Source organism: Paenibacillus sp. IHBB 3054, from assembly GCF_051594305.1.
Taxonomy (GTDB): Bacteria; Bacillota; Bacilli; order Paenibacillales; family Paenibacillaceae; genus Paenibacillus_AQ.
In genome coordinates, this window is the sequence record NZ_JBOFBG010000002.1 from 257202 (window position 1) to 270216 (window position 13015).

General features: G+C 50.3%; 8 protein-coding genes and 1 pseudogene. All 9 read right to left on the minus strand.

The window, feature by feature from the left end:
* Positions 1 to 12: 12 nt before the first annotated feature.
* On the minus strand, positions 13 to 366 hold the full coding sequence (gene rbfA, locus ACQ76X_RS04820) for a 30S ribosome-binding factor RbfA (protein ID WP_076110082.1): 354 nt from the start codon (positions 364 to 366) through the stop codon (positions 13 to 15).
* Positions 367 to 384: 18 nt separating this feature from the next.
* Complete coding sequence (gene infB / locus ACQ76X_RS04825) at positions 385 to 3081, minus strand: translation initiation factor IF-2 (RefSeq protein ID WP_438492112.1); 2697 nt, start codon at positions 3079 to 3081, stop codon at positions 385 to 387.
* Positions 3079 to 3397 (minus strand): annotated as a pseudogene (locus ACQ76X_RS04830) (YlxQ family RNA-binding protein); the annotation flags it as partial. The pseudogene ACQ76X_RS04830 and the gene infB, both read right to left, overlap by 3 nt.
* Positions 3390 to 3698, minus strand: coding sequence for an RNase P modulator RnpM (gene rnpM / locus ACQ76X_RS04835; protein ID WP_038593419.1), 309 nt, complete (start codon positions 3696 to 3698; stop codon positions 3390 to 3392). The pseudogene ACQ76X_RS04830 and the gene rnpM, both read right to left, overlap by 8 nt.
* Positions 3699 to 3730: 32 nt before the next feature.
* On the minus strand, positions 3731 to 4828 hold the full coding sequence (gene nusA, locus ACQ76X_RS04840; RefSeq protein ID WP_038593421.1) for a transcription termination factor NusA: 1098 nt from the start codon (positions 4826 to 4828) through the stop codon (positions 3731 to 3733).
* Positions 4829 to 4854: 26 nt separating this feature from the next.
* Positions 4855 to 5322 carry a ribosome maturation factor RimP gene (gene rimP / locus ACQ76X_RS04845; RefSeq protein ID WP_038593427.1) on the minus strand — a complete coding sequence of 156 codons (468 nt, stop codon included), beginning with the start codon at positions 5320 to 5322 and terminating at the stop codon, positions 4855 to 4857.
* Positions 5323 to 5498: 176 nt separating this feature from the next.
* On the minus strand, positions 5499 to 9827 hold the full coding sequence (locus tag ACQ76X_RS04850; RefSeq protein WP_438491963.1) for a PolC-type DNA polymerase III: 4329 nt from the start codon (positions 9825 to 9827) through the stop codon (positions 5499 to 5501).
* A gap of 304 nt (positions 9828 to 10131) precedes the next feature.
* Positions 10132 to 11580, minus strand: coding sequence for a proline--tRNA ligase (proS, locus tag ACQ76X_RS04855; protein ID WP_438491965.1), 1449 nt, complete (start codon positions 11578 to 11580; stop codon positions 10132 to 10134).
* 105 nt (positions 11581 to 11685) lie between these two features.
* Entirely contained in the window at positions 11686 to 12960 is a 1275-nt protein-coding gene (rseP, locus tag ACQ76X_RS04860; protein WP_438491966.1) for an RIP metalloprotease RseP, read from the minus strand.
* Between the last annotated feature and the right edge of the window lie 55 nt (positions 12961 to 13015).

Consider the following 13015-nt stretch of genomic DNA (forward strand, 5'->3'; position numbering starts at 1 on the left):
CCTTTATGTTTCCTAACTTTCTTCGTTCTTGCCGATCTCGCCGAGCAGCTTCTCAATATGACTTCCGTAAGCAACGGATTCGTCCATCTTGAAGATCAGCTCAGGCGTGTGGCGCAGGCGGATCGCCTTGCCAAGCTCGGAGCGGAGAAAGCCATTGGCTTTCTCAATCGCTTTTAGCGAATCACTCTTCTGCTCTTCATCTCCGAACACGCTCAGGTATACCTTGGCCTGCGAGAGATCGTTCGTTACATCTACGCCGGTTACTGTTACGAACCCGATGCGCGGGTCCTTCAGTCCGCTTTGGATAAGCTGGCTCAGCTCTTTCTTGATCTGCTCGCCAACCCGTCCCGCTCTGATTTTAGACATCTATATTCACCTCTTCGCTTAGCGCTCTACCGTTTCCATAATGAACGCTTCGATAATGTCGCCCTCTTGGACGTCATTATAGCGTTCCAAAGTTATGCCACATTCATAACCCTGCGCCACTTCTTTGGCATCATCTTTGAAACGTTTTAAGGTGTCGATCTTGCCTTGGAAGACAACGATACCGCTGCGGATCAAGCGCATTTCAGCATTTCGGGCAATTTTGCCGGAAGTAACCATACAACCTGCAATGGTACCCACTTTGCTGATTTTGAAGACGTTGCGCACTTCTGCATGACCGATAACGTTCTCTTTATAGATCGGATCAAGCATCCCTTTCATCGCACTTTCAATTTCCTCAATTACGTTGTAGATGATGTTGTGCAGACGAACATCCACTTTTTCTTGCTCGGCAGCCGCTTTCGTCTGGGCATCCGGACGAACATTGAAGCCGATAACAATAGCATTGGATGCAGCAGCGAGTGTAATGTCAGATTCCGTAATGGCACCTGCACCGCTGTGAATAATCTTCACGCGTACACCTTCGACTTCGATCTTGGCCAAAGAGCCTTTCAGCGCTTCAACCGATCCCTGCACGTCCGCTTTAATGATTACGTTCAGGTCTTTGATCTCGCCATCCTTGATGTGCTTGAACAGGTCATCCAAGGTTACACGGGTATTCGTGTTCAGCTCGGATTGGCGCTGGGTTGTAGAACGTCTGTCCGCGATAGCACGGGCTTTACGCTCATCTTCAAAGGCCATAAACGGATCGCCTGCCTGAGGTACCTCAGTCAAACCGGTAATTTCCACTGGTGTGGAAGGACCTGCTTCCTTGATCTTGCGTCCTTTGTCATTAACCATGGCGCGTACGCGTCCGAAGCAGTTACCTGCTACAAAAGCGTCCCCGACTTTCAGCGTACCGTTCTGCACGAGAATACGGGCCACCGGTCCACGGTTCTTGTCAAGCTCAGCTTCGATTACAGTACCGCGTGCCCGTTTGTCCGGGTTAGCCTTGTACTCATTCACTTCAGCAACGAGCAGAATCATTTCCAGCAATTCTTCCAGGTTGATGCGCTGTTTGGCGGACAGGTTAACGAAGATGGTGTCTCCGCCCCACTCTTCCGGAACCAGCTCATAGCTTGTAAGCTCTTGCTTTACCTTATCAGGGTCTGCACCCGGCTTGTCGATTTTGTTAACTGCAACGATAATCGGAAGACCTGCAGCTTTTGCATGGTTGATGGCTTCAACCGTCTGAGGCATTACACCATCATCGGCAGCAACTACGATAATCGTCATATCTGTTACTTGGGCACCACGAGCACGCATCGCGGTGAACGCTTCGTGACCCGGTGTATCCAGGAATGTGATTTTCTTGTGGTTGATTTCAACTTGATAAGCACCGATATGCTGAGTAATTCCGCCAGCTTCGCCGCCAGTTACGTTCGTGGAACGAATGGCATCAAGCAATGTTGTTTTACCATGGTCAACGTGACCCATGATCGTTACTACCGGAGGACGAGCCTGAAGATCCTCTTCGGAGTCGTTCTCTTCAACGGTCTCGAAGCTGTCTTCATCCACTGGAATCTTCACTTCAACTTCTACGCCGAACTCACCGGCCAGCAGCAGAATGGTGTCAATATCAAGTTCCTGGTTGATGGTTGCCATAACACCCATCGAGATCAGCTTCTTGATCACTTCAGAAGCATCCTTATGAAGCAGCTTGGCAGTTTCACCAACGGTCATGCTGCCGCGTACGATAATTTTCTTCGGTGTATTGTCAATCTTCTCGCGGCGTTCCATTGACTGGTTTCTGCCACGGTTGTTCTTGCCGCCACGGCCGCGGTAGTTGCCGCCTTTGCCGTCTTCAAAGCGCTTTTGGCCGCTGTTGTTGTTCGGTCTGCCGCCAGTAGTGTTTCTCTTAGCGCCTCTGTCACCGCCACCGCCACCGCCACGGGAGAAGTCTCCGCCGGTGCCGCCGCCTTGAGCTTGCGGACGGTTATCACCAGTGTGTGGTGCACCGCCTTGAGCTTGCGGACGGCTGCCAGTGGAGCCGCCTTGCGGACGGTTGCCGCCAGTAGAGCTGCCTTGCGGACGGTTGCCGCCGGTCGAGCTGCCTTGCGGACGGCTGCCGCCGGTCGAGCTACCTTGCGGACGGCTGCCGCCGGTCGAGCTGCCTTGCGGACGGCTGCCGCCGGTCGAGCTGCCTTGCGGACGGTTGCCGCCAGTAGAGCTGCCTTGCGGACGGCTGCCTTGCGGACGGCTGCTGCTAGTGGAGCTGCCTTGCGGGCGGCTGCCAGTGGAGCTGCCCTGAGGGCGGGAATTTTGAGTGGATCCTGTTGTTGTTCTGCGGGAATCTTGTCCGCTTTGGGGCCTTGGGGACGTCGTCGATTGGTTGTTGTTTTGGTTACTGTTCATACCTACCTGCTTTTCCGGTTGATTTTTGTTGGCATTCTGAGCATTTTGAGGTTCGGCTGTTACCGAGCCGGTAGTTACCGGCCGGCTGCTGGTGCCGGGATCCCGCTTGGCTGCAGCGTTTGACTTAATATCCTTGAAGAACTGTTCTACTTTGGTCACAGAGCCATTCTCCATGACACTCATATGATTATTCACAGGGACATCCAAACGCTTCAGAATTGTAATAATTTCTTTACTGCTCATGTTCAGAGACTTCGCGTATTCATACACGCGCAGTTTATCTTTATTGTCTTCTTTAGTCAATAACTCCACCTCCGACAGTATCTCCGAGTTGCTTGGAGATCATTTCCGCGAATCCTTTATCCGTAACGGCCAGCACAACGCGCTGGTCTTTACCAATACTTGCACCGAGTTCATCCCGGTGAAATGCGATTACTAGTGGAATATCGTAGGTTCCGCATTTATCACGGAACTTTTTTTGGGTATTATCTGAAGCGTCACCCGCCAGAACGACCAGCTTCGCCTCTGAAGACCGTACCGCTTTAAGCACGGCCTCATCGCCGGTGACAATCTTGCCTGCTCTCATCGCAAGCCCTAAATAAGAAAGTGCCTTACTCATCGTCCTCACTATCCTTTGCTGCCAAAAATTGCTCCTCCACGGATGCAAAATCCCGGGCAAGCTGGGCATAGATTTCAGGACTCACTTGACATTTTAACGCGCGGTCAAGTGCTTTATTCTTTTGTGCCAGTTTAAAGCATTCAAGCTTGCCGCAGATATAAGCGCCCCGGCCTGACTTTTTGCCTGTCAGGTCGATCAGCACTTCGCCCTCGGGCGTTCTAACCACGCGAATCAGCTCTTTTTTGGGCATCATCTCCTGGCTGGCAACGCACTTGCGCAGCGGCACCTTTCGTTGCTTCATCATAAACGCCTCCCCTCTAGTGAGCAGGTTAATTAATCAATGGAGACGGAATCCTGATGCATTTCATCGCTTACCGTTCTAGGTCTGCCGTATTCCTGCTCTGCCTGGGTCTCGCTCTTGATATCAATTTTCCAGCCGGTCAGTTTGGCAGCAAGACGGGCATTCTGCCCCTTGATGCCGATCGCCAGTGACAATTGATAATCAGGCACGATGACACGGGCCATTTTTTCCGCTTCAAAGACTTGAACTTCAAGCACTTTGGACGGGCTGAGCGCGTTGGCCACATATTCCTGTACAGCCTCAGAATAACGGACAATGTCAATTTTCTCGCCGCGCAGCTCTGTGACGATGGTCTGCACGCGTGTGCCTCTTGGGCCTACGCAGGAGCCAACCGGATCCACTTCGGGATTGCGCGAGAAGACGGCAATTTTCGAACGGAAGCCTGCTTCGCGGGCCACAGAACGAATTTCAACCACGCCGTCAAAAATTTCCGGAACCTCCAGCTCGAATAGACGCTTCAACAATCCGGGATGACTGCGGGACAACATAATCTGCGGCCCTTTGGTCGTATTCTCCACCTTGGTGATATAAGCCTTGATGCGCTCGCTTTGCTTGAACTTTTCTCCAGGCATCAGCTCGCTGAGCGGCAGAACCGCTTCAATTTTGCCAAGGTCAACATAGATGTTGCGCATATCCTGGCGCTGTACAAGCCCGGTAACGATATCATCTTCCTTGTCGATAAAAGCGTTATAGATAAGTCCGCGCTCCGCTTCACGAATACGCTGGGTGACTACCTGCTTGGCAGTCTGGGCAGCGATACGGCCGAAATCGCGCGGCGTTACTTCAAGCTCGGCGATATCCTCAAGCTGGAAGTGCGGGTTGATTTCCCGTGCAGCCGGCAGTGAGATTTCGGTCCGGGTATCCAGAACCTCTTCAACAATCAGCTTGCGGGCAAATACCTTGATTACGCCAGTGTTGCGATTCATGTCCACACGCACGTTTTGCGCCGCATTAAAATTGCGTTTATAGCTGGAGATCAGCGCAGCTTCGATGGCTTCAAACAGCACATCCTTGCTGATGCCTTTCTCCCTCTCCAGTTCATTCATAGCTTCGATAAAATCCATACTCATGAAAATCCGGTCCCCCTTTCAAGACGTTAAAAAATAATGGCCAATCTCGCGCTGGCGACTTTGGCATACGGTACTACATGTTCTTTTTTGCCCGCGGAGATGAGCAGTTCCTCGTTCTCGAATGAGAGCAAACGACCTTCGAATTCTTTGAGTCCCTGAATCGGCTCATAAACTGTCACATACACGTCCTTGCCTACCGCTTTGGCAACATCCGCCGCTTTCTTAAGCGGGCGCTCAGCACCCGGCGAGGAAACCTCAAGGAAATAAGCCTCGGGTATAGGATCATTCTCGTCCAGCTTTGAGCTGAAATATTCGCTGATGGCACCGCAGTCGTCAATATCTATGCCGCCTTCTTTATCTACGAATATGCGCAAAAACCAGTTGGAGCCTTCCTTCACGTATTCAACGTCCACCAGTTCGAAACCATTGTCCTCGAGATAGGACCCGAGCATCTGCTCTACCGTTTGTTTAATTTTGGATTTGGGTGTGCTCAAAAGAAATTAACCTCCACGAACTTGTCTTTTGCTATATACCAAAGATAAAGAGTGGGTTTCCCCACTCTTTACACAACGGACTTATCTCATTATTACCAAAAAAATTATACCATAGTGCATCAGCACTGACAAGTGCTAGCCCTTGACTGCCTCTTTTCAGGCACCCAATTTGTAGTTTAAAACAAGGATAGCTGGTTGCTTTCCGGCAGGCCGCGGAAGCAGCCCATCCCGGTCAGCAGCTCAATTACCGTCTTACTCGCCTTGGACTTCTGCTGGAAATCCTCGATGGAGAGGAACTCTCCGGCATCCTTGGCGGCGGCAATGTTATAGGCGGCATTCTCACCGATTCCCGCCAGTGCAGAGAACGGTGGAATGAGGCTTTTGCCGTCAACAGTAAATTTGTTGGCGTCGGAATGGTACAAATCAATATTTTTGAAAGTAAAACCTCGGGCTGTCATCTCAAGCGCCATTTCAAGAATCGGCAGCATCGCTTTTTCCTTTGGAAGCGCCTGGAAGCCCTTCTGCTCAATTTCTACAATCTGGCGGGCGATGGCTTCATAACCCTGGCAGCACAGTTCTATATCAAAATCAGCGGCCCGCACCGTGAAGTATGTCGCATAATATTCAATAGGATGATACAGCTTGAAGTAGGCGGTACGGACCGCGGAAATAACATAGGCGGCGGCATGCGCCTTCGGGAACATGTACTGGATTTTCAGGCAGGAATCAATGTACCACTGAGGAACCTTGCACTTTTTCATTTCCTCGATCCATTCAGCAGACAGCCCTTTCCCCTTACGTACGCTCTCGGTAATTTTGAAGGCCAGTCCTGCATCCATTCCAGCCTTGTAAATCAGGAACAGCATAATATCATCGCGGCAGCCGATAACTGTCTTGATGTTGCAGGTGTTGTTCTTGATCAGTTCCTGGGCATTGCCAAGCCATACTCCCGTACCATGCGACAGCCCGGAGATTTGCAGCAAGTCGGCGAAGCTGGAAGGCTTCGACTCCACCAGCATCTGGCGGACAAATTTCGTCCCCATTTCCGGAACTCCGTAGGTAGCCACAGGGGTCCGGATTTGGTCAGGCCTCACTTCAAGCGCATCTGTGGAATTGAACATGCTCATGACCTTCGGATCGTTCATCGGGATGGTTGTAGGGTCCACTCCTGTTAAATCCTGCAGCATCCGCATCATTGTCGGATCATCGTGGCCCAGAATATCGAGCTTGAGCAGGTTGGCATCAAAGGCATGATAGTCAAAGTGGGTGGTCTTCCATTCCGCATTGACATCATCTGCCGGGAATTGCACCGGTGTAATATCTTCTATCTCCATGTAATCCGGCAAAACGACAATACCGCCGGGATGCTGGCCAGTGCTTCGCTTGACCCCGGTGCAGCCTGCGGCCAGACGTCCCACTTCCGCTCCCCGCCAGCGCTTCTGATGATGTTCCTCATATTTCTTCGTGAATCCAAAGGCAGTTTTCTCCGCTACCGTACCGATGGTGCCGGCACGGAATACGTTGTCCGGACCAAACATTGTTTTGGTAAAGTTATGGGCGTTCGGCTGATATTCACCCGAAAAGTTAAGGTCGATATCGGGAACCTTATCGCCCTTAAAGCCCAGAAACGTTTCAAAGGGGATATCCTGGCCTTCACCCTTGAGTTTGCCGCCACAGTCCGGGCAGACCTTGTCTGGCAGGTCAAAGCCGCTTGGCACGCTGCCGTCGAGGAACCATTCACTATGCCGGCATTCCGGATTTACACATATATAATGAGCTGGCAGCGGATTTACCTCGGAGATTCCGAGGAAGGTGGCAACTACGGACGAACCTACCGAACCACGGGAACCTACGAGGTAGCCATCCTTGTTCGACTTTTTCACAAGACGCTCAGAAATCAGATAGTTGGCAGAGAAACCAAATTTGATAATCGGCGCCAGCTCTTTTTCCAGCCGGGCAACGACGACCTCAGGCAATTCCTCACCATAGATTGATTTTGCCGTCTCATAGCAGGTGTTGCGGATTTCGTCATCAGCGCCTTCGATAATCGGCGTAAACAGCTGGTCCGGAAACAGGTCATATTCCTCAAAGCGGTCAGCCAGCTCTACCGTATTGGTGACGACAACTTCCATTGCTTTTTCTGCGCCCAGGAATTCGAATTCGGCCAGCATTTCTTCCGTGGTCCGGAAATGGGCATCCGGCTTGCGCTGGTCTTTGAGCGGGCTGAATCCTGTAATCCCATGGATCGTAATATCGCGGAACAGCTTGTCCCGCGGCTCTAGATAATGCACATTGCCTGTTGCAATAACCGGCTTGTTCAGCTGTTCGCCGATCTCACAAACCTTGCGCACTACGCCCCGTAAATCCTCTGCACTGGCCACGAATCCCTTGTCCACCAAATGCATGTACATCGTCAGCGGCTGAATCTCGAGAATATCGTAGAACTGGGCAACTTCCATTGCTTCTTCAGTAGACTTATTGAGCACGGCCTCAAAGAACTCGCCCCGTTCGCAGCCGGAAATGACCAGCAGACCGTCCCTGTGCTCTTCGAGCTTAGACTTGGGTATGCAGGGAACCCGCTTGTAATACTCCGTATGCGACATGGATATCAGCTTGTAAAGGTTCTTCTTACCAGTCGGATTGAGTGCATAGATGCCGCAGTGAAACGGCCGGGTGTTCGACAGATCATTGCCTACATAATCATTCAGCCGGTCAAGCCGGGTCATCCCTTTCAGCTTCTCGGCATCGGCCAACAGACCGTTCAGAATGCCTCCCAGAGCAATGGTATCATCCACCGCACGGTGATGGCTTTCCAGCAGAACCTTATATTTGTCGGCGAGCGTATTCAGCCGGTGGTTCTTCATACTCGGATACAACAGACGTGCCAGCTCCAACGTATCCAGAGAAGGATTGGGCAGCACAGGCAGACCCATTTTCACCAGGGAAGCCTGAATGAACCCCATATCAAATCTGGCGTTATGGGCAACCAGGATACTATCGCCTATGAACTCGACAAATTTCTTCAGCACCGGCTCCAAATCAGGAGCGTCCTTAACCATCTCATCAGTAATATTGGTCAGCTGCTGAATATGGTATGGAATTTTCTCATGCGGATTCACGAACGTTGAGTAGCGGTCGATCTCCTGGCCACCGGTCATTTTAATCGCAGCAAGTTCGGTAATATTATTCCGGGTGATCGACAAACCGGTGGTTTCTATATCAAATACGACATAGGTGGCGGTCTTCAGGTCCAGCGGCTGTGCGTTCTCCACAATATTTACCGAGTCATTCACCACATTGGCCTCGACGCCGTAGATCATTTTGATCTTATGCTTATGTGCGGCATGATTGGCGTCCGGAAAGCTCTGCACAACCCCGTGATCAGAGACGGCAATTGCCGGGTGCCCCCACTTCGCTGCGGTCTTGACATACGCGTCAATTGGCGCCACTGCGTCCATCGTGCTCATAGTCGTGTGCAGATGAAATTCTACCCGCTTCTGCTTCGCATTATCCTTACGTGCCGGCGGTGCCGATACTTCGTTTAGATCCGATGGAATCATTACGAGCTCCGGGATCTGCATAAAGCGGTCATATTCAACCTTGCCGCGTGCTCTAACCCATTTGCCATTGGCCAACTGGCCCATAACCTTCAGATCTTCTTTGGTCTTCGCAAACATCTTCATTTGCAGAGAATCAGTAAAGTCTGTGATGCAGAAGGTGAACAGAGTATTGCCGTTGCGCAGCTCCTTGCTGTCCAGACCGAAGATCGTACCCTGAATCGTGATTTTCTTCTCTTCATCCTGAATTTCCAGAATAGGTACAGCCTGCTCCTTGATTTCATAACCGACCTGAAGCTTAATGACTTCATTCGGATCTCCCTCATCAACGGGTTCATCCGGCTCACTGGCCATCATCATCATTTCAACGAGCTCGCGCTGCTCCTGCTGAAGCTTCTGCTGGAACTCTTCATAAGCATCCGCTTTGCTATTTTCGTTCTCGGCAATCTGCAGCTTAACTTTCAGGGACAGGCCAAAATATTTATCGTAAAATTTAATAATGGCGCCTTCGATTCCCTTTTTACGGGCCAGCTCTAAAGACATCGAATCATTTAGGCTGAGCAGAAGCGTACTGTCTTGAAGCTCTTGAGTGGAGCGGGTCAGCCAACCATTCACCGAAGGGATCTCGCGCTGCGCCCATTCCAGAAACAAGCCCCAGTATTCCTGAACAAGCTCTGCTCTGCTTACTTTTTCATCATATAGAAACAAGAAGCTGACTTTGGCGATATGCTGCAGCTTCTCACGCATTCTCAAACAAAATGTCCGGTAGGTCTGTGCCGGAACAAGAGTATCTTTGGCAATGACGATGTGCCAGTCCCGGTTACCGCGGCTGATTTCCACACGTTCGATATGCCCGTCCAAAAAGTAGGGATCAATGAGTGCAGGCGGAATCTCTCCCTGCTTCATCAACAGCTCGAATCTTTTTCTTCTTTCCATGTTCTGTTCCATGCTTCCCCACCTAACTTTACACAGATAATAAAATCTCCCCACAAGTGGAAACGGCTTCGCCGTCCTCAAAAGGACGGTATCCGTTTCAGCGAGAAATAGAAGGATAATTTATAGCCTGCGGCATATAAATTCTTATATTTTGAAAAAAACTGATTCCCAAACCAAAGAAAACATTAAGAAGCCTTGAGTCCACTATTTTAAAAAGCTCCCGGGAGGTGAAAGCATTGGGTTCTTTCGGCCCGCCGACTCCTCTCCCAGAAGCTACATTCAGATACTGAAGAATTATATAGTATTGAACAAAGAATTAATACGCCTTGGCAAAAACAACCGTATGCGCAGCGGGCATGCCGCAGCAAATACAGGTATCCTTCTTCACCGCAGGCTCAAACGGAATATTACGGCTGCCTGCACCCGTTTCTTCCTTGACTTTAGACTCGCATTCTTCGGAACCGCACCAGCCTGCCAAAGCAAAACCACGCTGTTCTTCCATCGAATCCTTCATTTCTGCTAACGTATCGACCGAATAGAAGTGGTCCTCACGGAATTTCAACGCACGTTCAAACATTTCATTGTGTACTTGCTCCAGCATGGCATTAACCTCTGCGACAAGGTTCTCCTGCTGGATGATTTTCTTCTCGCCTGTAATACGCGATACCAGAACACAAACCCCGTTTTCCATATCACGCGGGCCTAATTCAAGACGGACTGGCACTCCACGCATTTCGTATTCATTGAATTTCCAGCCTGGAGTAACGTCAGCACGGTCGTCTACACGCACACGGATGCCTGCGTCTTTCAGATCCTTGAACAGCTCGTCCGTACGGCCAATGACCGCTTCACGGGTCTTAGGAGGTCCGATTGGAATCATGATTACCTGTGTTGGAGCGACCTTAGGCGGCAAAGCCAAACCACGATCATCCCCGTGCACCATAATAAGCGAGCCGATTAGGCGTGTTGTGGATCCCCATGAGGTTGTATGAACATATTCCAGCACATTGTCACGGCTTAAATATTGAATATCAAATGCTGTAGCAAACTTTGTTCCCAGATAATGAGAGGTTGCCGCCTGTACAGCTCGTCCATCCTTCATCATGGCTTCTATAGAATACGTGTCAACCGCCCCGGCAAAACGCTCGGAAGGTGTCTTCTGTCCAGTGATGACAGGAATTGCCAAATAGGTCTCGACAAAATCACGGTAATTCTCAAGCATCCGCATCGTTTCCTCGCGGGCCTCAGCTTCATTCTCATGCGCCGTATGGCCTTCCTGCCACAAGAACTCTGTGGTACGGATAAACGGCAGCGTACGCTTCTCCCAGCGGACTACGTTGGCCCATTGGTTGATCAATACCGGAAGATCGCGGTAGGATTGAATCCATTTGGAATACATGTGCCCGAACATGGTTTCGGAGGTCGGGCGAATCGCCAGACGTTCCTCCAGCACATCACCGCCAGCTTCCGTAACCCAAGGCAGCTCAGGATTAAAGCCCTCGATATGATCCTTCTCCTTCTGGAAGAAGCTTTCCGGAATGAAGACCGGGAAATAAGCATTACGGTGGCCCGTTGCCTTAAGGCGGCGGTTCATTTCCTCCTGGATATGCTCCCAAATCTCGTATCCCTCCGGTTTGAAAACAATACAGCCGCGAACCGGAGAGTAATCCATCAGGTCCGCTTTCTTGATTACATCGATATACCAGCGCGAGAAATCCTCGCTCTGTGGGGTGATTTCCGTAACAAACTGCTTATCTTTTGCCATATGATGGAACTCCTCCTAATGCCCTGCAAAGTGTGGCTTTGGTTTCACAACATCGTTCAAGTCCTTTGCGGGGACTGCCAAAGCTCTAATTCATTTAAGTAAAAATCAACCGGTGATTAGCCGCAGGATATCATTATAGGTAACGGCGATCATGACCAGGAAAAGCAAGGCAAATCCGACAAAATGGACCATCCCTTCACGGTTTGGATCTACCGGCTTACCGCGAAGTGCTTCTACACCCAGGAAGACGAGACGGCTTCCATCAAGCGCAGGGATCGGCAGCAGGTTAAAAATACCGAGGTAAAGGCTCAGAATAGCCGCCCAATAGGTCAGGTATTGAATGCCTTGCTGAGCGATTTGCCCCGTCATCTTCGCTGTTCCGACCGGACCTGAAATATCATCCATATTAAAGTTATTAATCAGTGTTTTAAAACTTACAAAAATCGTTTTGGTCCAATCCACCATGGCTGTTCCTGATTTAGTAATGGTCTCGCCAAAACCGGGCTGCCGTGTAGGCAACTCAGGAGTAATCCCCACTTTGCCGCCTTCTTCGCCCTCCATACTGCGGGGAATCATGGCCACATTAAAGGTTTCATCGCCACGCTGAAGCGTCCACTGCATCTCTTTACCTTTGGAGGCGGAAGTTAATGAAATCATCTTCTGGTAGTCTCCGCCAATCTGTTCTCCATTAATAGAGACGACAATGTCACCTTTTTGCACTCCGGCTTCCTGAGCCGGCATTCCTTCGCTGAGATCTCCAATCTTCACAAAGGTTGGATTCTCAATGACGATACCAGCCATCTGCAGATGTACTGCAAACAGCACAAAAGCAAGCAGAAAGTTCATCACCGGCCCGGCAACGATGGCCAAAGCACGCTGACCTACAGTTTTACTGCCGAATTGACGGTCTTTGGGCGCAATCTGTGTCTGCTGTCCCCGTTTGATCATCATTGCCTGTGGATGAACATCATAAGTGGTTACATCACCATCGACATCAAGGCGGATCTTCAGATCGTTCTCAAGGTCGGTATATTGCGCTTCCCCACGAATTACATTTCTGCGGGTATCGAGCGCGTCTAGAAAGATGCTTTTAACTTTGTTATCCTGTCCCAGTCTTACGGCAATCGTCTGCCCTGGACCGATCTCAATAATTTCGGGATCTTCACCGGCCATCCGTGCATAACCGCCAAAAGGCAGCAGGCGAAGCGTGAACTGGGTTTCATTGCGTTTATAAGAAAACAGTTTCGGACCGAAACCGATAGCAAATTCTCTTACAAGAATACCCGCGCGTTTGGCAAAATAATAATGCCCCCATTCATGCACGGTCACCAAAACAAAGAACATGAACACCGTTAAAAAGACGACTCTTACCATTTCCATGCGTTACATTCCCCCTTAAGGTGTAAGACCGAAGTATGTCCTCTTAATTTATCAT